The 26,062-nt window shown below is 63.1% G+C and carries 21 protein-coding genes, 1 CRISPR repeat array and 1 riboswitch (1 of these 23 only partly in view); of the genes, 15 read left to right on the top strand and 6 right to left on the bottom strand.

Going from position 1 to position 26,062, the window contains the following annotated elements:
* A CRISPR array of direct repeats spans positions 1-2; the repeat unit is 29 nt (it extends 4,300 nt beyond the left edge of the window).
* Between the two features lie 156 nt (positions 3-158).
* The 9 genes from cas3 (at position 159) to thiC (ending at position 11,631) form a co-directional block, all read left to right on the top strand.
* Positions 159-3,248 (top strand): CRISPR-associated helicase Cas3', encoded by a 3,090-nt coding sequence (gene cas3, locus LRX77_RS01605; protein WP_231831107.1) that lies wholly within the window; start codon positions 159-161, stop codon positions 3,246-3,248.
* The gene (gene casA / locus LRX77_RS01600) at positions 3,241-4,992 is read left to right on the top strand and encodes a type I-E CRISPR-associated protein Cse1/CasA (RefSeq protein ID WP_231831106.1); all 1,752 of its coding nucleotides are present in this window, start codon (positions 3,241-3,243) and stop codon (positions 4,990-4,992) included. The genes cas3 and casA overlap by 8 nt, the downstream gene beginning before the upstream one ends.
* A complete protein-coding gene (casB, locus tag LRX77_RS01595; protein WP_231831105.1) occupies positions 4,989-5,624 on the top strand; it encodes a type I-E CRISPR-associated protein Cse2/CasB in 636 nt (211 codons plus the stop codon). Before casA ends, casB begins: the two co-directional genes overlap by 4 nt.
* A gap of 60 nt (positions 5,625-5,684) precedes the next feature.
* Positions 5,685-6,875 carry a type I-E CRISPR-associated protein Cas7/Cse4/CasC gene (gene cas7e, locus LRX77_RS01590; protein ID WP_231831104.1) on the top strand — a complete coding sequence of 397 codons (1,191 nt, stop codon included), beginning with the start codon at positions 5,685-5,687 and terminating at the stop codon, positions 6,873-6,875.
* Between the two features lie 3 nt (positions 6,876-6,878).
* On the top strand, positions 6,879-7,703 hold the full coding sequence (gene cas5e / locus LRX77_RS01585; protein WP_231831102.1) for a type I-E CRISPR-associated protein Cas5/CasD: 825 nt from the start codon (positions 6,879-6,881) through the stop codon (positions 7,701-7,703).
* Positions 7,700-8,362, top strand: a complete 663-nt coding sequence (gene cas6e / locus LRX77_RS01580) for a type I-E CRISPR-associated protein Cas6/Cse3/CasE (RefSeq protein WP_231831100.1) — start codon at positions 7,700-7,702, stop codon at positions 8,360-8,362. Before cas5e ends, cas6e begins: the two co-directional genes overlap by 4 nt.
* Positions 8,363-8,365: 3 nt before the next feature.
* Positions 8,366-9,361, top strand: a complete 996-nt coding sequence (cas1e, locus tag LRX77_RS01575; RefSeq protein WP_231831099.1) for a type I-E CRISPR-associated endonuclease Cas1e — start codon at positions 8,366-8,368, stop codon at positions 9,359-9,361.
* A 7-nt stretch (positions 9,362-9,368) separates the two neighbouring features.
* Positions 9,369-9,716 carry a type I-E CRISPR-associated endoribonuclease Cas2e gene (gene cas2e, locus LRX77_RS01570; protein ID WP_231831097.1) on the top strand — a complete coding sequence of 116 codons (348 nt, stop codon included), beginning with the start codon at positions 9,369-9,371 and terminating at the stop codon, positions 9,714-9,716.
* A gap of 35 nt (positions 9,717-9,751) precedes the next feature.
* Positions 9,752-9,862, top strand: a riboswitch (TPP riboswitch).
* Positions 9,859-11,631 carry a phosphomethylpyrimidine synthase ThiC gene (thiC, locus tag LRX77_RS01565; protein ID WP_231831096.1) on the top strand — a complete coding sequence of 591 codons (1,773 nt, stop codon included), beginning with the start codon at positions 9,859-9,861 and terminating at the stop codon, positions 11,629-11,631. Its footprint overlaps the riboswitch before it by 4 nt.
* A 697-nt stretch (positions 11,632-12,328) precedes the next feature.
* Here thiC and LRX77_RS10310 read toward each other — a convergent pair.
* Positions 12,329-12,454: a hypothetical protein gene (locus tag LRX77_RS10310; protein ID WP_269453598.1), complete on the bottom strand. Its 126-nt coding sequence runs from the start codon at positions 12,452-12,454 to the stop codon at positions 12,329-12,331.
* Between the two features lie 377 nt (positions 12,455-12,831).
* Between LRX77_RS10310 and LRX77_RS01560 the strand changes: the two genes are divergently transcribed.
* From LRX77_RS01560 to LRX77_RS01550, 3 genes are read left to right on the top strand one after another with little or no spacing between them, the layout of a single operon-like run.
* Positions 12,832-13,509 (top strand): hypothetical protein, encoded by a 678-nt coding sequence (locus tag LRX77_RS01560; protein ID WP_231831094.1) that lies wholly within the window; start codon positions 12,832-12,834, stop codon positions 13,507-13,509.
* Positions 13,487-13,891 carry a hypothetical protein gene (locus tag LRX77_RS01555; RefSeq protein ID WP_231831092.1) on the top strand — a complete coding sequence of 135 codons (405 nt, stop codon included), beginning with the start codon at positions 13,487-13,489 and terminating at the stop codon, positions 13,889-13,891. The genes LRX77_RS01560 and LRX77_RS01555 overlap by 23 nt, the downstream gene beginning before the upstream one ends.
* A gap of 6 nt (positions 13,892-13,897) precedes the next feature.
* A complete protein-coding gene (locus LRX77_RS01550) occupies positions 13,898-14,347 on the top strand; it encodes a fructosamine kinase family protein (RefSeq protein WP_231831090.1) in 450 nt (149 codons plus the stop codon).
* Between the two features lie 140 nt (positions 14,348-14,487).
* Here the strand turns inward: LRX77_RS01550 and LRX77_RS01545 are convergent, their stop codons facing one another.
* Entirely contained in the window at positions 14,488-14,634 is a 147-nt protein-coding gene (locus tag LRX77_RS01545; protein ID WP_231831089.1) for a hypothetical protein, read from the bottom strand.
* 95 nt (positions 14,635-14,729) lie between these two features.
* Here LRX77_RS01545 and LRX77_RS10460 point away from each other — a divergent pair, with 95 nt between their 5' ends.
* Positions 14,730-15,311 (top strand): DUF2200 domain-containing protein, encoded by a 582-nt coding sequence (locus tag LRX77_RS10460; RefSeq protein ID WP_331716121.1) that lies wholly within the window; start codon positions 14,730-14,732, stop codon positions 15,309-15,311.
* Here LRX77_RS10460 and LRX77_RS01535 read toward each other — a convergent pair.
* The 4 genes from LRX77_RS01535 to LRX77_RS01520 form a co-directional block, all read right to left on the bottom strand.
* The gene (locus LRX77_RS01535) at positions 15,246-16,181 is read right to left on the bottom strand and encodes a DUF4190 domain-containing protein (protein ID WP_231831087.1); all 936 of its coding nucleotides are present in this window, start codon (positions 16,179-16,181) and stop codon (positions 15,246-15,248) included. The genes LRX77_RS10460 and LRX77_RS01535 overlap by 66 nt on opposite strands.
* 69 nt (positions 16,182-16,250) lie before the next feature.
* Entirely contained in the window at positions 16,251-17,267 is a 1,017-nt protein-coding gene (locus tag LRX77_RS01530; protein ID WP_231831085.1) for an HNH endonuclease, read from the bottom strand.
* 146 nt (positions 17,268-17,413) lie between these two features.
* Complete coding sequence (locus LRX77_RS01525) at positions 17,414-18,097, bottom strand: hypothetical protein (RefSeq protein WP_231831084.1); 684 nt, start codon at positions 18,095-18,097, stop codon at positions 17,414-17,416.
* A 468-nt stretch (positions 18,098-18,565) separates the two neighbouring features.
* On the bottom strand, positions 18,566-19,660 hold the full coding sequence (locus tag LRX77_RS01520; protein WP_231831082.1) for a DNA cytosine methyltransferase: 1,095 nt from the start codon (positions 19,658-19,660) through the stop codon (positions 18,566-18,568).
* A 161-nt stretch (positions 19,661-19,821) separates the two neighbouring features.
* Between LRX77_RS01520 and LRX77_RS01515 the strand changes: the two genes are divergently transcribed.
* Complete coding sequence (locus LRX77_RS01515) at positions 19,822-22,671, top strand: DUF1156 domain-containing protein (RefSeq protein ID WP_442961601.1); 2,850 nt, start codon at positions 19,822-19,824, stop codon at positions 22,669-22,671.
* Between the two features lies 1 nt (position 22,672).
* Positions 22,673-26,059, top strand: coding sequence for a Swt1 family HEPN domain-containing protein (locus LRX77_RS01510; protein WP_231831079.1), 3,387 nt, complete (start codon positions 22,673-22,675; stop codon positions 26,057-26,059).
* Positions 26,060-26,062: the final 3 nt, after the last annotated feature.

Here is a 26,062-nt window from a genome sequence, read left to right as displayed (position 1 = left end):
GCAGAACAAGTCTAGAGCCCTGTGACCCTCTCGAACGTGCCGTTTTGTTCGGTTCGAGCCGCGATCAGTCGTCATGCGGCATCGCCGCATCATGTCGGCGGCATCAACTACACTCAAGATGGGTTAGGAATGAGTTCCTGACGGGGGAGAGAAAACGGATGGCTTCTACGATCAGGGCATCGAAGACTGACTCACCTTGGCCTGCTCTTTCTGCTTCGGCCGCTTCCGTCTGGGCGAAGTCGAATCAGTGGGATGAATCCCACCCGGACGACTACCTTCAGCTCTGGCAGCATCTGCAAGACACTGCAGAAACGGCGGGGTATGTTTGGGATGAATTCCTTGCGCCGCATGTCCGGCAGCTTGTCGTCGAAGACTTGGGCATCTCCACCGACGAAGCAAAGACGCTCTTCCAATTCATCGCAGCCGTGCACGACGTGGGCAAGGCCTCGCCCGCATTCGTCATACAAGATCGCAACGGCGCTGAACGTGCGTTCTCAAGAGGTGGACTTCATGCGCCAGCAGAGTTCAACACACCCATGCGAAGCAAGGTTCGTCACGAGCTCGTGGGCGCGATGTCTCTTCAAGCATGGCTGCAGCGTCAAGTCGGTTTTCAACCCGCAGCTGCAGAGGCTCTCGCCGTTGTGGTGGCAGGTCACCATGGCACGTCGCTGACGAGTGGAAAGATCAATACGTTTCAGACACAGCCTGATCTTGTCGGCACCGGGGTCTGGCAGCATGTGCGTGATGAGTTCTTCGAGTGGGCGGCGCGGGGCACCGGCGCAGATGAGCTGCTGCCGAGGCTAGGCAGCACCCTCTTCACCAAACGCATTCAGATTCTTCTGACCGGCACGCTGATCTTTGCCGACTGGGTCGCCAGCAACGACGAACTCTTTCCGCTCAACCACGATCAGCGAGATGAGCAGCACTTCGACGCAGTCGCCCGAGCTGAAACCGCGTGGCAGCAGCTGTCGCTTCCACGAGCATGGCGACCGCCGGATGCGCCACCCGACCCCGACGACCTGTTCAGACAGCGCTTCAACCTGCCCGGCGCATCCCTGCGGCCGAGCCAACGCGCCTTCGTCGAGGCAGCGCAGGCCGTCGAGCGGCCCAGTCTAATGATTCTCGAGGCCAACATGGGCGAGGGCAAGACTGAGGCTGCGCTGCTCGCTGCCGAGATACTGGCTCAGAAGTTCGGTCTCGGCGGCGTCTATTACGCGCTGCCGACGCAGGCGACCGTGAACGCCATGTTCACCAGATACCTGCGTTGGATTGAATCGTTCCCCAGCGACCACAGGCTCGATACGACTTCGGTCTTCCTCGCGCACGGCAAGCGCAATCTCAACGAGCAGTATGCACATCTGAGCAGGCCATGGGCCACCAGCAACATCGCGACAGACGAATCACGAAACGAGCAGATCGGCCTTCGGGCTGTGGCCGACGCCTGGCTCTCTGGTCGTAAGAAGGGCAATCTTTCGAGCTTCGTCGACGGCACGATCGATCAGGTCTTGATGACCGGGCTGAAGGCCAAGCACGCAGTGCTGCGCCACTTGGCTCTTGCCGGCAAAGTGGTCATTCTCGATGAAGTGCACGCCATCGACGCGTACATGAACGCCTATCTCGACACAGTGCTCTCGTGGCTGGCCGCTTACGAGGTGCCTGTGATCATGCTCTCGGCGACGCTGCCGCAGAATCGGCGCGAGGCATTCCTCGCTGCATATGAGCAGGGGCGCAGTGAAGGCGTGACTGGGAGAGGTGCTGAATTCGCTGCGGCTGCCGACGAAGAAGATCTGTTCCCAGACCTTGACGACGAAGAAGACCTGTTCCCAGATCTCGACGCTGAAGACGACGAAGACCCCGTCGCTGAGGCTCTTGCAGACGAGAGCTCCGACGCCAAGCTGCGACCGCCAGACGCCTTCGAGACCGCATATCCACTCATCAGCATCACGGCAGACGCCGGCGATCGCCGCACGTTACGCCCATCTTCGTCAGGTCGACATACCGACATCACGTTGTCCGTTCTCGATGAGCACGTCGACGGTGAAGAAACCGGGGATGTCCTGGTCGCTGCACTGCGCACCCGACTGGCCGATGGCGGTTGCGCAGTGGTTATTCGCAATACCGTCAGGCGAGCGCAGAAGACCTTTCATCTGCTTCGCGCGAGCTTTCCCGAAGCAGATGTGACGCTTGACCATTCGCGCTTTCTCGCGTTCGATCGCGCGCGTATCGACGCAGGCCTGGTCGCGCGTTTCGGGCCAGATGGCGGCTCTCGAGCCGGCATGCACATCGTCGTGGCGACACAGGTGATCGAGCAGTCACTCGACGTCGACTTCGACGTGATGGTCTCTGATCTGGCGCCGATCGACCTGCTCATGCAGCGTTCTGGTCGACTGCACCGTCATGCGCGGGGGCCGGGTCAGCAGCAGCGACCCGAGCGGTTGCGGCAGGCTGAGCTGCTGATCACGGGGGTCGACTGGCAGGCTGAGATGCCAGAACCCGAACGCGGGTCAGCATTCATCTATGGTGACCACCTCCTGCTGCGCACGCTGGCAGTGCTCGACGTGCGGCCCGATCAGTCGCGCACGTGTAGAGTGCCAGATGAGCTTCCGTCTCTGGTGCAGCGGGTGTACGGCACTGCCATGATCGGGCCAGCCGCCTGGCAGGATGCCATGGCTGAGGCCGCCGAAAAGTGGCGGCAGAAGCAGGCCGACCGTGACGCGCGCGCGAGACTGTTTCGCATTGATGCCCCGCAAGACGGCATTCCGGGCAGCCTGCTCGGCTGGCTCGACGGTGAGGCCCCAGATCCTGAGTCTGTCGCCGGGCATGAGGCACGCGCCAGCGTGCGCGACAGTGAAGACTCCGTCGAGGTGTATGCCCTGCGCAAGCGCGACGGGCAGTTCTGGCTGGTAACAGACGACGACAACCCGAACGCTCAACCGCTGCCGACCTCATTCGGCGTGCCGAACCTGCGTCAACGGAATCAGATCCTTCGCAGCAGCATCGCGTTGAACCGGGTCAACACGCAGATGTCGGTGGGTGCACTCATACTGGCACTCGAAGACAGCCAGCCAGAGTTCATCCGCACCGACTGGCAGAGTTGCCCAGCACTGGCGGGGCAGCTGTTCGTCCTGCTTGACGAAGAAGGGGAGTTCACATTGACCGCAGAGAACCGACGTGGGAGCACCACACGGTGCTTCCGCTACACAAGCGCCGAGGGGCTGCAGCTTCTAGAGGATGGCCAACATGAGTGAGCGGCCGACATTCAACCTGCTCGACGAGCCGTGGATTCCGGTGACCCTGACCAGTGGTGAGTCTACAGAGCTCTCGATGGTCGACGTGCTGCAGCGGGCCCGTGAGATCACCGCAGTCAACGGTGACTTGCCGATTCAGCGCTTCGCTCTGATACGTCTGCTGCTCGCTGCGATGTACGCGGCTATACCTGGTGGGCCAGCCAATCGAGCTCAACCTGAGTACGTCGAGAAGCATGGGCCGAACGCTCCATTCAGTAAAGTCTGGTCTTTCCTTTGGAACAATGGCATTCACGATAGGGTCATCGAGCACCTGCGGCGTCACCATGATCGCTTCGATCTGCTCGACCCAGAGCAGCCGTTCTTCCAAGTCGCAGATCTGCACACGGCGAAGGGAGAGGCCTCGGGGCTCGAGAAGCTCGTGCTCGACGTGCCGAACGGCGATCCGTTCTTCACCACGCGCATCGGCGAAGGTCTCGACAGCCTCAGCTTCGCTGAGGCAGCACGATGGCTGGTCACGGTTCAGGCGTTCGATCCCTCTGGCATCAAGACTGGTGTGGTCGGTGATCCTCGGGTGAAAGGGGGCAGAGGATATCCCATCGGGGTAGCCTGGACCGGTCAGCTGGGTGGTCTGCTCATCACCGGCAAGACACTCGCGCAGACGCTGGCCCTCAACTTCGTGGGTCAGGGCGGTCAGAGCGCCACCTGGAACGTCAAGGACCAGAAGCCCGCAGGCGACAGGCCCGCCTGGGAACGCCCGCAGACGACCGCAGCGGTGACGCCTGGGCTCGATCAGACACTCGACAAGGCTGCGAAGATTGATCAGACGGGTGAGATTCGCTACTTCCACGGGCCGGCGACGCTCTACACCTGGCAGAGTCGCCGCATCCGCCTCTTTCACGATAGCGGCAGAGTCACCGGTGTGATCATCGCCAACGGCGACCGGCTGAAGCCGCAGAATGGGCAGAAGTACGAACCGATGACTGTCTGGCGTCGCAGCCCGACTCAAGAACGTTCGTTGGGAATGCCTCTGGTCTACATGCCGCTGCAGCACAGCGCTGAGCGCAGCCTGTGGCGTGGCGTGGCCAATCTGCTGCCGGTCGACAATGCTGAGCAGCAGCCAGATCGCCTGCCTTCCCTGGCCTCGCAGTGGCTCTCGTCGCTGTATAGCACGGGGGCGTTGTCGCGAGACGAGTTGGTCACAGTGCAGGCCTTTGGCCTTGTCTACGGATCGAATGACTCCGTCGTCGCCGAGCAGATCGACGATTCGCTCGATCTGCACCTGAGCGTGTTGGCTTCGACTGATGTCGCGCTGCGGGGACTGCTCGAGAACGCGACCGCATTGGCCGACGAAGGCGTCAAGCAGGTTCGCAGTCTTGCCGGCAATCTGGCCAGTGCCGCCGGACTCGACCCCGCGGCGGCGCGCGTCAGAGCGGGGGAGCGCGGTTACAGCAGCATCGACGGGTTGTTCCGGCAGTGGCTGGCAGAACTCACTGTGCAGACCGACCGTGTGCAGGCGCTGGCGGCTTGGCGTGCCACCGCCCGTGACGCGATGCTGCAACTCGGCAGTGCATTGGTCGACGAATGCGGGCCTCAAACATGGACAGGCCGAGAGGTGAAGATCGGCTCATCACTGCGCTTCGTCAACGCGGCGGTCGCTGATCTGCGGTTCCGCACGGGCATGAAGAAATACCTCGGCGCACCAGATACGACGGTGGCCACCCCACTTGCAAAGGAGATTGCATGAGCGGCACAGTACAGCAGACAGGCGAGCAGACGGTCGAGCTGGCACCGTTTCCCGCCTATATCGACCGGCAGGTGAAGAAGCTGGCCGGCGGGTATTTGCAGGATCGATCGGTCAGCGTCTCAGCGTTGGCCAGACTTCGTCGAAACACCGGCAGTGAGGTCGGAGACGACCCCAGCATCTTGGAATGGACCATTGCCGATCTTCCTCAACGCGCGCCCAGAGGCGAGGCAGGCAACGAGCCGACTGTTCGAGAAGAGGCGTCGCACACAGCGCTCACCCTCTTCGCAATGCATCAGCAGTCAGTCAAAGACATGTCGATGCATCGTCTTGGTGTGAGTTTCGGGCAAGCATGCGGGCGTCTGGCAGCTGTGCAGCCAGAGAAGATCAAAGGCATTCAGCGGCGTTTCGATGCATTGCAGACAGCAACAGACTGGAACGAGACCGTGCGTCATGCTCGAGGTCTGATTCAGCTGCTTCGCGGGGCGCGCATTCCGCTGGACTACGCTGCCTTAGCGCAAGATCTCATCACTCTGCGTGACGAGAACCGCGCGAATGGCGTGCGTCTGCGGTGGGGGCGTGACTACCTCTCTGCCCAACGCCCATCTTCTCATGAGACAAAGGCCGAAGCCTGAGAGCTTCTCGCACGCTTACACACCAGTTTTCACAGCATCAGCATTTAAGGAGAATCACCCATGTCTAACCGCACGATCATCGACTTCAGCATTCTGCAGACTGTGCCGCCCAGCAACCTCAACCGCGATGACACCGGCAGCCCGAAGAGCGCTGTGTACGGTGGCGTTCTCCGTGCACGTGTCTCGAGCCAAGCCTGGAAGCGCCCGACCCGACAGGCCTTTCGAGACACGCTCGACGCGAGCGATCTCGGGTTGCGCACGAAGCGTGTCGCCGAGGTCCTGGCAGAACACGTCGCCGAGATCTCAGACCTCACCGAGCAGCAGGCAATCACACTGGCTGAAGAGACGCTGAAGAGTGCCGGCATCAAACTCGACGCGTCGCGTAAGACGAAGGCAGCCAAAGCAGCCAAAGACTCAGACGAGGCCGTTGCGGCAAAGGCCGAAGAGACCACGTACCTGTTCTTTCTCGGCGAGCGTCAGTATGCGCGACTGGCTGAGCTCATCGTTGAGATGGCCGAGGCTGAAGACTCCTCTGCTGAGGTGAAGGGCCGCAAGAAAGACATCAAGAAGATCCTGAAAGAAGACCACGCAGTCGACATCGCCCTGTTCGGCCGCATGGTGGCCGATGACACCGACCTCAACATCGACGCGGCCGCCCAGGTCGCTCACGCCCTGAGTGTTCACCGAGTCAACGCAGAAGCCGACTACTTCACTGCGGTCGACGATGCCAAAGACCGAGCAGCCGATGAACAGGATTCAGGCGCTGCGATGATCGGCACCGTCGAGTTCAACTCGGCTACGCTCTATCGATACGCCAATGTCGACGGTGACCGCCTGCTCGAGAACATCGGCGACATCGAGGCTACCAAACGCGCCGTCGAGGCGTTTGCCAAGGCATTCGTCACCAGCATCCCCAATGGCAAGATCAATACCTTCGCGCACAACACTTTGCCCGAGCTCGTCGTGATCAGCGTGCGCGACACACAGGCGGTGAACTTGGTCGGCGCATTCGAGCGCCCGGTCACTGGTGCGTCTCGTGTGCAAGAGGCGACGGGCCGTCTGGTCGATCGTGCGAAAGAGATTGACGCCGCATACGCCACCACTCCGGTTCAGACCTGGGTGGTGCGTCTGGGCGACGAGACTGAACGAGCTGACGAACTCGGCGCGAAGGTCTCTCTGGCGCAGGCGGCCGATCAGCTGGGCGCACTCGTCGCGTCGCGCCTGCGCGACCGGACAGGGCGACAGGACTGACATATGCCATACGTACTGACACTGCGACTTGCGGCACCGCTGCAGTCGTGGGGAGTGCGCAGCCGATTCTCTCGCAGACTGACACAGCCGCTGCCGACCAAGAGCGCGGTGATCGGCATGCTCGCCGCAGCCGCGGGAGTGCGGCGCACAGATTCACTCGAGCGATTCGAGGGGCTGCGTTTCGGCGTGCGCGCAGATCAGCCAGGCACTCTGATGCGCGACTTTCACACCACACATGACGACTCGGGGCATCCGATGCCGCTCTCAGAGCGGTATTACCTGCAGGATGCGGTCTTTCTGGCCGCGCTCGAGGCAGATGACCGGGAGCGTCTCGAGACGATCGCGCAGTCGCTGCAGAGCCCGTACTTTCCGATCTTCTTGGGGCGTCGGTCATGCCCGCCAGACGGGCCGATCGAGGCTGAGGTGGTCGAGGGCACGCTCGAAGACGTTCTCTCGACACATGCGTGGACTGCGACGGCACGGCACCAAGACGAATACCGTCACGGTCGATCGTCCGGGCGCTCTCGCGCGGGCGGCCTGACCGTTCAGATTGAGCCGTCTGCAGGGGCCGCTGATGACGCTATCGAAATTGTCGACGATGAACCGGTGAGTTTCGATCCGCGCAGACGACTCTGGAGAGGGCGGCGCGTGACCACGCTGCCCATTGTTGACCCGCTGACGCTGGATGGCAGCACCCCCGTCGAAGAGACGGGCAGCGATGACGCGGCCAGCGCTGTACAGCACGACCCCATGAGCGCGGTGCTCGATGCTGCTGACAGCGCAGAGGCAGGCACTGTGCATTTCGAGAATCAGGAGGATCGGCGATGACCCGCATCACACGATTCAGCTTTTCGCCCCGCACCCGCCAAGCCGTCAGAGCCCTCGCTTCGCCACAGGTGCTGCATGCGATCGTCGCCCACTCGACAGAGACCGCTGACGGCACGCCGAGAGAACGAGTACTCTGGCGTCTCGACCCCGGTGCCGAGCGGCACACGCTGTTCATCGTGAGCGATCAGGTACCCGCGGGCGAGGTTCTGGCCGGCGAACTCGGCGGCAGCATCGAGCAGCTGCTGAGCCTTGACTACGCGCCATTGCTCAAGCGGCTCACGGTTGGCGACGAATGGCGGTTTCGTCTGAAGGCGAACCCGACAAGATCGGTTACCACCCCCGGGCAGAAGCGTGGCCGGCGTGTCGGGCTGGTCAAGGGCGCTGACCAGCTGCAGTGGCTGACTGATCGTGCAGGTCAGCTCGGGGTGCGGTTCCCGACCAATCGTTTCGACCTGCCCGAGGTGATGATTCAAGAGCGTCAGACGCGCGAGTTCGAACGTCGCGAAGACCACGTCACACTGGCCACGGCGATCTATGACGGGTTTCTGATCGTTGAAGACCCAGAACTGCTGCGAAAGGCGCTGACCGGGGGCATCGGGCGCGCCAAGGGCTACGGGTACGGTCTGCTCACCCTCGCCCCGATGCGAGCGGAAGGCTGATCCGTGGCTGACATCCCGGGCGTGCGCCCGCCAGACCTGCCTGAACTGGTGCGCGCTCGGGATCGGCTCAGTTTCATCTACGTGGAGCACTGCGTGGTGAACCGCGAGAGCAATGCGATCACCTCAACCGATTCCCGAGGCACGGTGCACATTCCCGCGGCAGCCCTGGGGGTCTTGCTGCTCGGACCCGGCGCCACAGTGACCCATGCGGCGATGTCACTGCTGGCCGAATCTCGCTCGACCTGCGTCTGGGTGGGTGAACAGGGCGTGCGCTACTACTGCCATGGTGAGAGCCTCGCGCGTTCGACGGCTCTGCTCGAGGCTCAGGCACGCCTGGTGTCGTCGAAGCGGTCGCGCATGAAAGTTGCGCGTGCCATGTATGCCATGCGGTTTCCAGGCGAAGACACCTCAGGCCTGACCATGCAGCAGCTGCTCGGCAAAGAGGGCACCAGAGTGCGGCGCGCCTATGCTCGAGAAGCGAAGCGCACCGGTGTCAAGTGGCAGGGACGCACATACAAGGTCACCGACTTCGAGGATGCCGACGCGATCAACCGCGCTCTGAGCGCCGTGAGCACCTCGATCTACGGTGTGGTGCACGCCGTGATCGTCTCGCTGGGCTGCTCGCCGGGGCTCGGATTCGTGCACACGAGTAACGAGCGCAGCTTCGTCTTCGACATCGCCGATCTGTATCGCACCGAGATCACCCTGCCGCTGGCCTTCGACCTGGCCGCTGAGGAGCACCCTGACATGGGCACAGCTGGACGCAAGGCCGTGCGCGAGCTCATGCGGTCGGGGCACTTCATGCAGCGTTGTGTCTCTGACATTCGCGCGCTGCTGCTGCCCGTGGCGGAGGCAGACGCTGGTGACGTCGAATTCGCCGATGCGCTGCAGACGGATGTCACGCATCTGTGGGCAGGCAGTCATGGGCTGGTCGCCGGCGGTAGAAACTACGCTGATGGGGCGGTGGGGTCTTCTGCAGACGCCATCGCCGAGGAGTAGCGCACCCATGGTTGTGATTGTCATCACCGTGAGCCCGCCCAAGCTGCGCGGTCACCTGACCCGATGGCTGATGGAGATCTCGCCCGGGGTCTACGTCGGCAGGGTGCCCGCGCGTGTGCGTGATCTGCTGTGGGACCAGGTGCTCGAGAACATTTCGTCAGGGCGAGCGATCATGGCGTACAACGCCGACAACGAGCAGGGCCTGGCGTTCAAGACCCATGGGCAGGAGTGGACGCCGACCGACTTCGACGGCATAACACTGATGATGCGTCCCAACTCCAACGCCGAGCAGAAGCACAACTCACGTCGCAGCGGCTGGAGCAAAGCGGCACGTATGCGCAGGTACGGGCACTGAAGCATCGGGCCGGGCCACCCACGCGCTACAATGACTCTCGACCCCGCGGGGGCCCTCGGCAGAGGGCTGAGACCAGACTGAGACCGTCTGACACCGCTGAACCTGATCCGGTTGACACCGGCGTAGGAAGAGAGGACAGCGGATGACCGCGCCCAATTCACCTGATTCATCAGCACCGTCGAGCGCTGGAGGCGAGCAGTACCATACGCATTCGCCGGCCTGGATCGAAGATGCCGAGCACGGCATCCACGTGCCGGTGACCGAAATCGCACTCGAAGACTCGAACGGGCATCCCAACGCGCCGGTGCAGGTGTATCGCACCATGGGGCCGGGCAGCATCCCCGAACACGGTCTGCCGCCGCAGCGCGAGGCATGGGTCGACGCCCGCGCAGACGCCGAGACTTACGCTGCTCGGGGGCACCGGCTCGAAGATGATGGCCGGCGCGCCTTGCGACGCGGCGCAGCATCCCAGCGCTGGCAGGGGAGACACCCCGCCCCGCGCCGCGCAAAAGCGGGCCGCACGGTCACCCAGATGCACTATGCCCGGCGCGGCATGATCACACCCGAGATGCGCTACGTGGCCCTGCGTGAAGGATGCGATGTGGAGCTGGTGCGCTCCGAGCTTGCCGCTGGGCGAGCGATCATTCCGGCCAATGTGAATCATCCTGAGAGCGAGCCGATGATCATCGGCCGGGCGTTCCTGGTCAAGATCAACGCCAATATCGGCAACTCAGCAGTGACCAGCTCGATCGCCGACGAGGTGGAGAAACTGCAATGGGCCACCAAATGGGGCGCTGACACGCTGATGGATCTGTCGACTGGCAATGACATCCACACGACACGCGAATGGATCATTCGCAACTCGCCCATTCCGATCGGCACCGTCCCGGTCTATCAGGCGCTCGAGAAGGTCGACGGCGATGCGAACGCACTGACGTGGGAGATCTACCGCGACACGGTGATCGAACAGTGCGAGCAGGGCGTCGACTACATGACGGTGCACGCCGGTGTGCTGCTGAGGTATGTGCCACTGACCGCCGACCGCGTGACCGGCATCGTCTCGCGCGGCGGGTCGATTCTCGCAGGATGGTGTCTGGCCCATCATCAGGAGAACTTTCTCTACACGCACTTCGACGAGCTGTGCGAGATCTTCGCAGCCTACGACGTGGCATTCTCATTGGGCGACGGCCTGCGCCCGGGATCGATCGCCGACGCAAACGACGCGGCCCAGTTCGCCGAGCTCGACACCCTCGCCGAGCTCACCCACCGCGCCTGGGAGCACGACGTGCAGGTGATGGTGGAAGGCCCCGGCCACATTCCGCTGCACCTGGTGCGCGAGAACGTCGAGCGGCAGCAGCGCCTCTGCGATGGCGCACCCTTCTACACACTGGGCCCGCTGGTCACCGACATCGCACCGGGCTACGATCACATCACCTCGGCGATCGGCGCCACCGAGATCGCACGCTACGGCACCGCGATGCTCTGCTACGTGACGCCCAAGGAGCATCTGGGACTGCCCGATCGCGACGACGTGAAGACCGGTGTGATCACCTACAAGATTGCCGCCCATGCTGCCGATATCGCCAAGGGGCATCCGGGCGCGGCGGCCCGGGATAACGCACTGTCGAAGGCTCGATTCGAGTTTCGATGGCGCGATCAGTTCGGGCTCGGGCTCGACCCCGAGACCGCGTCGGCATTCCACGACGAGACGCTGCCGGCCGAGCCCGCCAAGACGGCGCACTTCTGCTCGATGTGCGGGCCGAAGTTCTGCTCGATGCGCATCTCTCAGGACATCCGCGACGCCTACGGCAGCGCCGAGGCCCAGGCGGCGATTGCCGGCATGCAGGCCAAGAGTCGTGAGTTCGTGGCTGCGGGCGGCCAGGTGTACCTGCCCGACCCCGTGGTGCGGGAATAATCCTGCCTGCTTGCCTGCCCGCCTGCCCGCAAGGGCGCGCGGCGTGCTCGCGTACGTGTGCGCCTTCGTCAGGTGTGCGGGGCGAGGCTTGAGGCGCGAGAGCTGAGGTGTGCGGCGCATCTGGCGTGCGGCCTTGTTCGCTGCTGCACGCCAGATGCTGCACCCGAGACGGCCGTACCGATCTCGCGTGCCGTGCCGACGCCGGTTGATCGCGACTCGGCAGGGAACTGCCTGCTCAGGAACGAGCCCTGGGCAGAGAACTTCATCGGTGCGAGCACGCCGGTTCCGAAGCCGATCGCGAGACTACCGACTGCGGTTCGGCCGTGCGCGGCAGGGCCAGGAAGACGCAGGCGAACGCCGACCCCAATAGGCCGCCGCAGATGATGACGCGTTTGCTCCCCGCACGGCCGCACAGGCTGCCGAACAGGGGCACGGTCACGAGGGCGACGAGCCCAGCGACGGTCACCGCCGTGGAGCTCAGATCGGTCGACACCTGCCGAAGTCGCGTGACGTAGGCCAGTGAGAAGGTCTTGAAGATGTAGCTGAGCGCGTTGTATCCGATGCTGGTGCTCCGGCGGTGCTCGGGGCGCGGGCGCCGGACGTTTCGGCGATCGGGGGTTCGTTGTGGCTCACGGTCAGTACCTCGTTGTCTTTCGCGTGGGGATGGTGATGTGGGAGAAAAATCTCGTGGTGCAGATCAGACGTTCAGGTCGTGCTCCTGGGTCGCCTGGGCGACGATGTGCTCGGCGATCGCCATCGACGAGGTCGCTCCCGGAGACGGGGCGTTGCGCACGTAGGTCGTGTGCGCACCCGCGTGCCTCATAGAGCGAGTTGCGCATGTAGGGCTGTTTCTGGCCTGGGTGCACCGTGGTACACGCTGGTGGCAGGATGCTGAATGCAGGGCAGAAATCGCAGGTCCGCGGGTAAGGTGTCGCCTTCATGCTCAATGGGCCCTTTGCTCAAAGAGGTTTTCCCGGTGAGTCTGTGGCACACAGCCTCTCACGGTGCCATCGCAAGGATTCGGCGCGAGGCGTGCGCTCACTTGGCAATAAGAGGCTGAACGGACGGCGCGCGTGATCGTCTGTGGAACGAAGCGTCAGTGATTTGGAAGCGTGTCACCACCAAGCGCTACGATGCTCGTACGAGGGTCATCAGCAAGCAGACATGTCTGTGTCTGTGTTTCTTGGGGGGAGAGATGAAATGGGCGTTACTCAGCGTGTGTTCGACGAGGTAGAACGCAGGTACGGCAAACACTGGAGTTGGGCCGTCTGGGGCGAAGCTGCGGGCACCGTCGCGATTGATCGACAGAGCGATTTGCGTTTTCCTGCTGACGAGCCCGGCATCCTCGACACACTGCACACCAACACTGTGCTCGTCGGGCTCAATCCTGGGAACGCCTTCACCGCTGGGGTGTGGGAGACCTTCCATACCGGGTCGAAGCACAATGATCATCGCTTGGCAGAGGCCATTCGTGGCACTGATGCTTGGGGCGGGCTCATGGCCGATCTCATCGATACGGTGGAGAGCAATTCCACATTGATCGATACGGGCAACCAATTCGACAATGAGACTCGGGTCAGAGACTTGATCGGCCGCATGCGCGATGCGGGGATCGATACTCGCGGGCAGACCTGGATTGCGATAGGAGGGAAGACTCAGCAGGCGCTCGACGCTGCACAAGCGATTTTGCGGCATGAAGAGATCAGCATCCTTGCGATACCGCACTACTCAGGCGCAGCCAACGGGGCCATCGTGCGGAGATTCGCACAGAGCCACAGCGTCACGGAGGACGCGCGGGACCTCAGCGTTGGCCAGGAGTTGAACGTCGATCAGAAGTATCGATTGCTTGTGCAGGATGTCTTGGAACCCATCAAGTAAGTGGGTGGTGCAGGGATGGTGGATCCTTGCAGACGTCGATCGAGGGTATCGGCAGGAGGTGCTGCTCAGTGAGTCATTCACTGCGCTGCCCGGTCGCAAGGCTCTGTCTGATGTGATCTCGAACTTTCTTGGCGTGTATGTGCCCGAGGGAAATCACCGGGAGCGCATGGCCGCGAAACGCCACGTGGACAAAGAAGACCTGTTCGCCCTTGAATCTCTGAGCGATGCCGACCTGGCCTCACGGCTTGAGCAGGCGCTGACAGACAGTGATCAGGGAATCCCGGATGACAGTCGATCGACAGGTGCCAGCGCGTCCGCACCGAATCTTGGACGAGTACGACAGTCATCAGCTGGCGCGCCACGTGGGGCTTTCTCGATATGAGAGCTGGTGGGTCAGGCGCTGGAAACCTGGATTTGTCAGCTGACCTGCAATGTGGCGATCGGCAACAACGATGCCCACGCACAGAATGTCGCGCTGATGCATTCGGCGTCAGGCACAGAGCTCGCGCAACCGCTCCGAGGCGGGCATGCGGTGTCGCGAAATCACGGCGATCTCTGGGGCGGCAACGTGCTGTACGACAGTGGCGCGACCGGGGTGACGCTGATCGATCCGTATGGGCAGGGCGGCCATGCCGAGACCGAACTGGCGTCGCTTGCGGTGTTCGGGCTGCCGCTGCGTGAGGATGTCGTGGCCGCGTACGACGAGGTGTCGCCGTTGGCCGATGGTTGGGAAGAGCGCGTCGGGCTGCATGAGCTGGCGATGGCGATCATGCATGCGTACAAGTACGGCGGGGGATATGTCGGGGCGTCGCTGCGACTGGCCCGCAGATACGTGTGACGGCAGGCGGCCGCTCGGTCAGTCGCGCTCGTTCAACAGCGAGCGGACGACCTTGCGATACGGGTGATGCTCATCGCGACGGGAGGATGGGAGAGAGCGCGGCGAGGCGCTCGCCGTCGAGCCAGACGGTCAGCTCATGGTCATTCATCAGAATCACTCTTCGGTGATGTCGCGTTCTGCGGCTGCAGCGTCAGCTGCACGGTGGCTCCGAGCACGTCGAGCACGTCGAGGATGCGTCTGGCGTCTGCGGCGGGCTTGCCGTTCTCGACCTGTGACAGCCAGGGCACTGAGACTCCGGCCAGGTACCGACAGCCACAACTCGTGAACGTGATACCGATGGTAGACGATGCTGCCGACGCTGGTCGATTGCTACGCTGACCGCATGAGCACGCAGAGCAACATGCAGCGAGTCTTCGACATGACCGTCGCGTCGGTCTACAAGCTGTACGTGGCTAAGGTCGAGAGAAAGGGCAGAACGGTCGACGAGCTCGATCAGGTGATCTGCTGGCTCACCGGTTTCGACGCCACCCAGTTGCAGGCGTTGCTCGAGACCGACATCACCTTTCGTGACTTCTTCGCCCAGGCGACGCTGCCGGCGGATGCTTCGAAGATCACCGGTGTGATCTGCGGTGTTCGTGTGGAAGAGATCACCGACCCGCTTGCGCAGCAGATCAGATACCTCGACAAGCTCGTCGACGAGCTGGCGAAGGGCAGGGCGCTGGAGAGGGTTCTGCGGGGCCGAGAGAGGGATCGCGTCACGGCTCTGGGCGCCTGTTGGCTGGCGAGGTTCACGGAGCACAACAGTCAAAGAAGAGCAAGGCGGGGAAGACCACAGGTCTTCCCCGCCTTGCTCTATTCAAGTGCTGGACGGGTTACCAACAGCACTATGCGCTGTGGCTCAGTACTGAGACACCTCGACGACCTTGAACTGTGCGTTCTTCATGGCGTCGATCTTGTCGGATGAGACGAACTGGAATTCCTTGAAATCCTGTGACTGGCCAGCACCGAGGCCATCGGCGTGGAGGTAGTCGTCGAGAATTCTGGTTCCCTGTGCATCGACGGCTTCGATGTGAATTGAGTAGGAATGCGACTCTGTAGTCTTGTTCGTGACATGCACGGGCAGACCAGTGTCGGTGATGCCGTACTGGCCCGTTGTCGCTGTGAACTGCCCTAGCTGCACATCGACTGCCGTGCCCAGCAGCTCATCCGTCTTGTCACCAGTGGCGGCGTCCAGGCTGGCGCTGACCTCGTCGAGGCCCTCGCTCACTTTATTGAGCGCGGCACTGTAGAAGGCTTGCGACGCAAGAACGCCGATGCCCGAGACAACGCTGATCACGATCGCGGCGATTGCGAGACCCTTCCCGCCATGCTTGCCCTTTGAAGCCCCGACAAGCCCGATGATGCCGAAGATCAGCCCCACGACCGCCAGAACGAACGCGAAGTTGTTGACGATCGGTACGAAGCAGAGCACGATTGCCACGATTGCAAGAACGAACCCGGTGATGACGAGGCCACCAGCGCCCTGATGCTGCGGCTCGCGGGGCCGCTGCGGGGCAGGCGTCGGAGGTGTATAGGTGGGCTGCGTCATTGAGGATCCTCCCTGATGATTCTGAGTGGTGCTCATCACCACACATGTGCGGTCCGATGACCGCTTGAATAACCTAGCAGTTTCCTGTGATTCAGTGGTGATCGGGCGGCGGCCAGTCGTCGACGCAGGTGGCACGGTCGGCCGCGCGCCGTGCATCATCCGAGTCGAGTTGCTTGATCGTTCGGACCAAGTACGAGCAGTATTCGAGGGGCGAGTCAGTAGAGTGCGGCGGCGCGGCTTGTACACGATAGCCTTCCGCGGTCGCCGACTGAACTTTGGTGGCGTGCCCGGCGTAAACCTCTGGCGTGCGACTGGTCAACTGCTCACAGGGGTGGTCGCGGCCCAGATATGCGACCGATGCCACTGCAGGTACGCGGCGCGGGGCCGTGCGGACGTATCTGGCACACGCAGGTGCGAGAGCATCCCCGAGTCACCGAAATTGTGAGCGACTCGACCATCAGCGTGCACGGCGGCTTCGAGTGTCGGCGCGCGCACGATGTGCAGATCATCGGCCACGGTGACCAAGCCTTGGTCGAAGGCCGCGTCGTGCGTGGGGCATGCGGCGATCCCGTTTGCCGCGTCGAGTCGCTCTCGGCTGGTCGCGTCGCGCCATGGCTTCACATGGCTGGCGACGAGCATGCGACGGCTGCCCGGGATGGCATCGGTGCGCAACCCGCAGAAGGCGCAGGTGCGCTGGTAGTTGCGCAGCACATCCTTGGCGAAGCGCTGCTGACCAATGCGCTGCCCGGCGACGGCCAGGCGCTCGGTCTCGGCAGTGGGAATGTCAGGGGCCTTCTGACGCCAGGAGTCGAGCTCGATCTGCACGGCCTGCTCCATCTGCCAGTCGGGCACGGTGTCGATCTCGAAGAACGAGCCGATGTCTGCGGGGGTGCCGTGCGGCACCAGGTCGAGGAAATCGGGCAGCTGGTCGGCGGTGATGCCCGCAGCGCGCGCGGCGAGCAGCAGCCGCTGGTAGATGGCGAGGTAGGCGGGCACGTCGCGGGTGAGCTCCAGGGCGACGAGCACGTCGTTCTTGGCGCCGTTGGGGCTCGATCCGTCGAGGTTCGACATCTTGCGGATGATGCTTCCGGGCGAGCGTCGGAACAGTCGCGCCAGCTGCGGCACCGGTGGGGGAGCGGCGGTGATGTTCGCCCCGCCGTAGCCGTGCCCGTTGACGCGGAAGCTGGCGCCGAAGCACAACAGCGTCTCGACGGGGAGGAATGCCTCTTGCCTGCCACCGGGTGCTGTGGGGCTGCGTGTCTGGGTGCGCTCGAACTGCGCCCGCGCATCGACTTGCGACAGGTGCAGGTAGGCTGCGAGCGGGAAGGGCATGAGGCCAGGATAGTGCGCAAGAGTCCCCGGTCATGCCACCACAGTGAAAGACGGTCATCGAAGCATGCGCTAGACCTAGCCGTCTACTCAGTAGATCGATGCGGTGGTGTCGTCGAGGTCGCTGCTGGCATCTACACGCTGGCAGCCTAGACGTCTGTCAGGGAAGACTCCACACAGGTGATCGCGAACTCGATCTCTGGGTCTCTGACGTCGCTGGTGGCCTGCCTCGCAAGAGGTAGGAAGCTCTCAGCCCTTAGCCGGTGATGACGTTCCGGCGCGGGGCAGATGAACAGGGCGGCGACTCGTAGCGCTTGATGGATCTCGTCGGGGGAGAGTTCGGCGCTGAGAGAAAGCGTGACCTCTCTGATGGGACTCAGTGCCTTATACACTTGCGCTTTGATACTTGCAGTATCTGCGCTCGTGCTCATCTCTGGTAGGAGATCTGATGCTTCTTCTGTATTGAGCGTCGAATCGTCGGAAGGCAGGAGCAGAGTGCACCAGATATGGGACTGTCGAATGGCGTTCTTCTGATTATCTATTAGGTAGTTGTGTCTCAATAGTGCACCGCTTGGCTTTACTCCCTCTTCGAGAATTCTGTGCGTTGCGGTAAGAGTCCGTGCGTTGCGATGATCAAGCCTTGAAAGGTACCTGATGCTCTCGCTGAGCAGGAGATCGCTGGCCGGTTCTGCTGAGGCTACCGCTCTTCGTGATCTTGAACGTCGGCTGTGCGCTGACTTCAACGCCTTGTGAACTGTCTTTCTGCCACGCAGGCCCGGTGCTGAGGCGGCAGAACTGCAGACAGCGATTCTTCTCGTCTGTCGGGAGTCCATTTCCAATCGCTCAGGCCATTTCCCCAATCGAATGCTCTTCCATGTCGCGATTTTGTCTGGGTGTTGAGCGAGGTCCAAGAGCCCAGGCCAGCGATGCATGGCCCCACCACATGTTTTGCAGGCGCAGCTATGATGTCGCGCGTTTTCGCATTGGTCTCGGTTGCTCTTCCTGCTGTGCATAACGTCCCCTTCGTTTTTCCGAGGAAACCCTCGGAGGAAACAAATCTACCATCATTCCTCTAAAGCAGATTAGTTCAGCATAAATGTAGTGCTAGGCGACTAGGATTATTTGATGTCTGATCCTGCTGAATGAGGTGGGGTGATCCGTAATCTGCTTTCAGATAGGGAGCGGGATCATAAGATATCCCCGCCCAGGCGGGGGTGGGGCCTGTGTCCACCAACGTTAATTGGTGGACACAGGCTGTCCTGCCCTTGGTGGAAGAAATGCCCGTGGGCGGGGCAGGCTGCTCAGAACTGTTCCAGCAGCTGTCGCGCGATCGCCGACCCCAGTGGAATCGGAACGGCATTGCCGATCTGGTGGGCGATGGCTGTCTTCGACCCCACGAAGTGGTGGGAGTCTGGAAAGCCTTGCAGCTTGGCCGCTTCGTAGTGCGTGATCGCCCGGTTCTCCGTGGGGTGCAGGTAGCGGCCCTTCTCAGGCTTGAAGAACTCTGTGCGGATGGTCACTGACGGCCGATCCTCGTGAAGGCGGCCCATGACGTCGGCCGAACCGGTCTTGTGCTTGATCCAGCACGGGGCCAGCAGTGACTCGGGTAGATCGAAGCGGTTGCCGCCGACCGGAATCTCGGCGAACCGGTCCAGGGAGAGCTGCCGGTAGCTGCGGCTCCAGTGCAGCTCACGCGGGCGAAAGGCCCCAGCGAAGACACGACAGCCCACAGTAACTTCGCGCAGGTCGAAGAGCGCGTCTTTGTCCGGCGTCAGTGGGATGCCGATGAAGGCGTCTCTGACGGTTCGGTACGGTTTGAGCCCGTTACCGCCGGTGCGCGAATGCGTGGGCTCGGGGAACCCCGGGAACGGGAGGCTGCGCAGATATCCGATGACGACGGTGCGCTTCCTGGCTTGGGGCGCCCCGTAATCGGCCGAGTTCAAGACCTGGTACTGAAAATCGTAATCCTCGAGCTCGCCGCCCGGCTCGGTCGCCTTCTGAAACTGCTTGAACTGCGGAGATTTCGCGAAGGCGGCGACGTTCTCGACGACGAAGTACTTCGGTTTCACGCGTGTCAGTGTCTTCGCGTACTGCTTCCAGAGGAAGTTCCGTTCGTCCTCTTCGTCTTGCTTGCCGAGCGTCGAGAATCCCTGGCAGGGCGGGCCGCCTATGACGATATCTGCCGATTCCGGTACGAGGTCGGTCTCGAGCCAATCCTGGATCGTGCCCTGGTAGACGAGTCCTTCACCGAAAGTCGCCTCGTACGATGCCGCGGCAGCGGCATCCATCTCCACGGCCCCGATGGTCTGGAAACGCGGCGACGCCTCGTGGAAACCGGCGGTGAGACCGCCTGCGCCTGCGAAGAGGTCGAGTACCCGGATGCGCTCGTCGAACATGTCTTCGATCCTAGCCGGCCGGAGCCCGGCTTGCCAGCTGGCGCGCCGGCCCGTCGACGAGCGTTCTGTTCGCAGTGTCTGTGGCCCAGACTAAGATCGATGCTGTGAGCCCGCTGGGGAGTTTTCGGGCCTTGCAACCGAAGATTTTGGCCCGACCTGGAGTGGAATTGAAGAAGAAGCTGATCGAGGTGGCCCTGCCACTCGATGCCATCAACGCACAGTCTGCGCGCGAGAAGTCCATCCGGCACGGGCATCCGTCGACGCTTCATCTGTGGTGGTCGAGGAAACCATTAGCCACGGCGCGCGCCGTGCTCTTCGCACAGCTGGTGGACGACCCCTCGGCCCGCGAGAGAGAGTTCCGAACAGAGGCCGAGCAGCGCGGTGAGACGGATGCGGATGCGTACGTCGCGGCGCGGATCGAGTCGGAACGGGAGCATCTGTTCGCTCTGATCACGCGCATGGTCGACTGGGACAACCTCGGCGATGAGCGCCTGTTCGATGCCGTGCGTGCGGAGATCGACCGTTCCACGCACGGGAAACCACCGGCGATTGTGGATCCCTTCGCCGGTGGCGGCACGATCCCGCTCGAGGCGCAGCGGCTCGGTCTCGAGGCGCACGCCTCTGATCTGAATCCGGTTGCGGTCCTGATCGACAAGGCCCTGATCGAGATCCCGCCGAAGCTCGCAGGGCAGCCGCCGGTGTTCCCGGATGCGGCAGAGCAGAGCAACGATTGGCCCAAGGCGACGGGCCTCGCCGAAGACGTCCGTCGGTACGGCGCCTGGATGCGCGACGAGGCGCAGCGGCGCATCGGTAGTCTCTACCCCAAGGCCGTGCTCGACGACGGCACTGAGGCGAACGTCATCGCCTGGGTCTGGGTGAGGACTGTGACCTGCCCGAACCCGGCCTGCGGCATTGAAATGCCTCTCACCAGCAAATGGTGGCTCGGTAAGAAGAAGGGTAAGGAGGCGTACGTAATGCCCAGCGTCGTCGGCGGGCACGTGGAGTATTCGATTGGGCATGATCCGGCCAAGGCCCCGACAAAGGAGAATGACGGGACAGTAGGGCGGCAAGGCGCGACGTGCATCGCCTGCGGATCTGCTGTGCCGCTGAATTACATACGTCATTTCAGCAGAGAAACAGGTCTTGGCGCAGAGCTGATGGCCATCGTGGCGGAGGGAAAACGGAGTCGTATTTACCTGGCGCCGAACGAGGTTCACCGGCAGGCAGCAGAGGAGGCTGAGTCGCACGACGCGCCTCGAGGCGAACTGTTCGATTGGCCTGGGCGGATCAACGTGGTCCGCTATGGGTTGACTGAGTTCACCGACCTGTTCACGAACCGGCAGTTGACCGCGCTCACGACGTTCAGCGACCTGGTGAGTGAAGCGCGCGAACGGGTGCTCCACGATGCGCTGGTTGTTGGCCTGCCCGAAGGCGATCGCCTCGAAGCAGGCGGCACCGGTGCCGCAGCCTACGCTGATGCCGTCGCCACCTATTTGGCGGTAGCGACTTCTCGGTGCACGGATTATTTTTCAACTATTAATACTTGGGCGTCTACAGGCGAGTTCGTCCGAAATGTATTTGCACGTCAAGCTATCCCCATGGTTTGGGACTATGCCGAGACCAATCCTTTTTCAAGGTCCTCGGGTAACTTCGACGGCCAGATCGCATGGGTGATATCCGCGATAAAAAATTTGCCTTGTGGCTCTGGGATGTATGCCGAGGCGCATCAAGCGGATGCCGCAACCCGTAGCTATTCTAAGTTGCTCATTTCGACAGATCCTCCGTATTACGACAACGTAGGGTACTCGGATCTCTCCGACTATTTCTATGTTTGGCTTCGTCGTTCATTGAAAGACGTCCACCCTGAGCTGCTCAGTACAGTGCTTGTCCCGAAGACTGAGGAACTCGTCGCAAATCCATATCGACGCGACGGCAAAGAGGGGGCGAGAGAGTTCTTCGAAGACGGATTCGAGCATGTATTCGCAAAAGCTCGAGGAACCGCCTTGCAAGATTATCCGATCACTGTGTACTACGCGTTTAAGCAATCGGAGAAAGATCCTACTGGCCAAGCGTCTACGGGATGGGAGACCATCCTCGGCAGTATGATCCATGCGGGATGGATGATCACCGCGACTTGGCCCGTTCGTTCAGAACGGGGTGGCCGCATGAACAGCGTCGGCACCAACGCTCTTGCTTCCTCCATCGTCCTGGCCCTGCGGCCACGTCCCGAAGATGCCCCACCTGTTGACAGGCGCGGGTTCACCGCAGAGCTCCGGTCGACGCTGCCGGAGGCCCTCCGCTCGTTGCAGCAGGGGAGCGTGGCCCCTGTCGATCTGGCCCAGGCCGCGATCGGGCCGGGCATGGCCGTCTATTCGAAGTACTCCGAGGTGATCGAGTCCGACGGGTCGAGCATGCCCGTGCGCGAGGCGCTGCGGCAGATCAATACTGTGCTCGACGAAGTCGTCTCCGAACAGGAGGGCGAATTCGACGCGGATACGCGCTGGTGCGTCTCGTGGTACGAAGGCCACGGCTTTGACGAAGGCACCTACGGCGAGGCCGAGACGCTTGCGAACGCGAAGAACTCCAACGTCGACGGGCTCCGCCGCTCCGCCATTCTGCACTCCGGTGGTGGCAGGGTGAAGCTGCTGGCTCCTGCGGAGCTGCCGGCCGGTTACGATCCGATGGATGACGACCGCATCACGCTGTGGGAGGTCGTGCTGCACATCACTCGGGCGCTCGGCGACGAGCATGGCGGGCTCGATGCGGCCGGTCGCATCCTGGCACGGGGTGAGACACGCGGCGTCGATACCTCGTCGGCCAGGCAGCTCGCCTACCTGCTCTACCAGGTGAGCGACAAGAAGAAGCGCACGGCCGACGGCATCCTCTTCAACGATGTTGCTGCTTCCTGGACGGAGATCCGTGCAGCGGCGCGCGTCTACGAGCAGTCAGGGGCTCAGCTCTCGGCCACGGACGCTCAGCTCGACTTCGATTCGCTGGAAGAGGGGGAATGACATGGCGCTCAGCAACAGGGAACGCGTCGGACGTGGCCTCGAGGCGCTCAGCACGGCGCTCGGCCCGTTCATCGCAGAGGTACTCGCGCCGTATACGCCGAAGGGGTACGACTGGACGGTCATCCTCAAGAAGAAGGACGGCGGCACCCGCGCGGGGCAGAACTACGACCCGGGAGACCCCTCTGTGCAGCTCCGCGCGCTGACCGAGCGGCTTGACAGCTTCGGGTTCCCCTTCAGCGATCGGTTGTCGCGAGGTGAGCAGAACCTCGCCGGAGAGATGCGCGACTGGCGGAACAAATGGGCGCATGAGGCGAAGCCCATCAGCGGCGATGACGCGTATCGAGCGCTCGACACCTGCGAGCGGCTACTGCGTGCCATCGGTGCGCCTGCGCAGGCCGATCAGGTGCGGAAGCTGCGCAACGATGTGCAGCGTTCGACGTATAGCGAGGCGACGCGACGGGATGTGCGCGCCGCGGCATCGGACATGCCCGACCTCGCCGACGCGGAGCTGACGCCCTGGCGCGAGGTCTTGCAGCCGCATCCGGACATAGCAGCGGGAGACTTCGCCCGGGCTGAATTCGCAGCCGACCTGCACCAGGTCGCCACAGGCAAAGCCTCGCGGGAGTACAACGACCCGATTCTATTCTTCGACCGCACCTATCTGACCGAGGGCCTCAAGACGCTGCTCACCATGAGCGCGAAGCGCATCTCGGGCGACCCCAACGCGCAGGCCGTGATCAATCTGCAGACCACGTTCGGCGGCGGCAAGACCCACTCCATGCTGGCCGCATGGCACCTGTTCAGCGGCAACAGGCTTACCGATTTCACCCAGCAGGTGCAGGAGCTCATCGGTGCACCGGAGATGCTCGAGCGCGACGTGCACCGCGTTGCCATCGTCGGCAACGAGATGTCGCCGGGGCAGGCCTCGACCAAACCCGACGGCACGGTCGTCAACACCATGTGGGGCGAGCTCGCCTGGCAGCTCGGCGGTGTCGAGGGCTACGCGCTCGTCGCAGACGCCGACCGGACGGGCACGAACCCTGGTGAGGCACTGCGCACGATGATCGCTCGATACTCGCCGGCGCTCATCCTCATCGACGAGTGGGTCGCCTACGCGCGGGGGCTCTACGGCAGGGAAGGGCTGGTCGGCGGCACCTTCGACGACCAGTTCACCTTCGCCCAGCAGCTGACCGCGGCAGTGCAATCGGTGCCCGGTGCGCTGCTGCTCGTCTCGATCCCGGCATCGGACGTCCGCTTCGACGAGACCGAGGCGACGGCTTCCGACCTGGAGGTCGGAGGCAAGAACGGTCGAGAGGCGCTGCAGCGGCTGCAGCACGTGGTCGGTCGCGTCGCGCACAACTGGACGCCGGCATCCAGCGGGGAGTCGTTCGAGATCGTGCGGCGCAGGCTCTTCGTCGAGCCCGACGCCGACGCGCAACGCAAGATCGACGCGACGGTGAGGCGCTTCACCGAGTACTACCGGGGTCAGACCGGGGAACTGCCGCCCGAGACCCGCCAGCTCGAATACGAGGGCAGGCTGAAGGCCGCGTACCCGATCCACCCCGAGCTGTTCGACCGGCTCTACGGAGACTGGTCGACGCTTGAGAGGTTCCAGCGTACGCGCGGCGTGCTGCGCATGATGAGCGCCGTCGTTCACTCGCTCTACGAGGCAGAGGACGACTCGCCGCTCATCATGCCCGGGTCGATGCCGCTCGATGATCCGGCCGTTCGCGACGAGGTCACCGCCTACCTCGACGACGCCTGGCGCACCATCATCGAGACCGACGTCGACGGGGACAATGCGGCACCGCTGCTCGTCGACCGCGAACGTCCGCTGTTCGGCCGACGCGCGCTCACCAGACGCATCGCAAGGGCGCTCTTCCTCGGTTCCGCGGCCACCCTGGGCAGCGGGCACAAGGGCATAGAGCGTCAGCGGGTGTTTCTCGGCGTCGCCATGCCGGGCGATACCATCGGCAATTTCGGCTCGGCGCTGCAGATGCTCTCCGATAGGGCCACATATCTGTACTCGGAGGGGACTAGATATTGGTACGACCGGCAGCCCTCGGTCAACAGGATGGTCGCCGAGCACGCACAGGCCTTCGACGTTGAAGATGTCTACGCGAAAGCCGTGGAGTTGCTGCGCAGCGTCGCGGGCCGCGCGCCGGAATTCGGCGGCGTCGTCATCGCTCCGGCTGCGACGTCAGATGTTGCGGAGGCCGAGGAGGTGCGGCTGGTCGTCCTGCATCCGCGGTACACGATCGCCTCCCGTGGGAAGGATGGGACGGCCCGAGCATTCGCCGACGACCTCTTCGGGCACAGGGGGAGCGCCGCTCGGCAGAACGCCAATACCGTGATCGCACTCGCGGCCGATAAGAACCGATGGGACGAGGTTGAGGAGGCACTGCGCACGCACATGGCCTGGGCCGAGATCGCGGCCTCCGTGAAGGCTCTCGACCTGACGCAGAGCCAGGCCGATCACGCGCGCAAGATGGAGCACGAGACGCGGGCGCGCGTCGACCAGCGACTCTCGGCGGCCTGGTCGTGGGCGCTCTACCCCGTGCAGACCGACGGGGCACAGCCCGCGACGACGGACATCGTCAAGGTCGAAGGCGAAGACAAGCGCATCGCGGTGCGCGCCGGACAGCGTCTCGGGCGGGACGAGATCGTCTACACACAGACATCGCCGGTCTCACTCTGGCTGACGTTCGACAAGTACTTGCGCAGCCGGTGGAACCGCGGCTACCTCTCCGTCGGCGAGCTCTGGCAGTACCATCTGCAGTACCCGTACATGCCGCGACTCCGGGACAAGCGCGTGCTGCTCGACGCCATCCGCTCGGTGATGACCGACGCCGGGTGGAGCCAGCGCGGCTTCGCTCTGGCCGACGGCTACGACGAGGCGACTGGTGACTTCACCGGTCTGCGCGTGCCGTTCGAGCAGCTGGACGCCGGCACGATCGATGATTCGACGCTGCTCGTCGCACCGCGGCTCGCCGAGGAGCAGGTCGCCCGCGAGGAGGAGGCTGCTCGGAGTCTCGAGGAGAGCACGCGCGGGGATTTTGTGACACTGCCGGGGGCTGCTGTTCCCTCGGCAGCCGGGCCGTCGCGCACCCCGAGCCGGACCATGCCACGGCCAGAGCCCGTGGTCATCGAGAATGTGCGCTTCGAGAGCAACATCGATCTGCGGCCGCGGGAGGACCTGCGCGCCCAGGTGATCGAACTCGTCGACGAGGTGCTGGTGCACCTACAGGCGGCGCAGCCCGACGGACTCGAGATCCGCGTCGACGTGGCCGCAGACAAGGCCGATGGATTCGACCAGGGCACGGTCAGAACGGTCTCGGAGAACGCGCGACAGCTCGGCATGTCATCCAGCGAGTTCACGGAGGGGTGAGCG

Source organism: Pseudoclavibacter sp. 13-3 (assembly GCF_021168475.1).
Lineage (GTDB): Bacteria > Actinomycetota > Actinomycetes > Actinomycetales > Microbacteriaceae > Pseudoclavibacter_A.
This window is presented reverse-complemented; position numbering and strand designations above follow the sequence as displayed.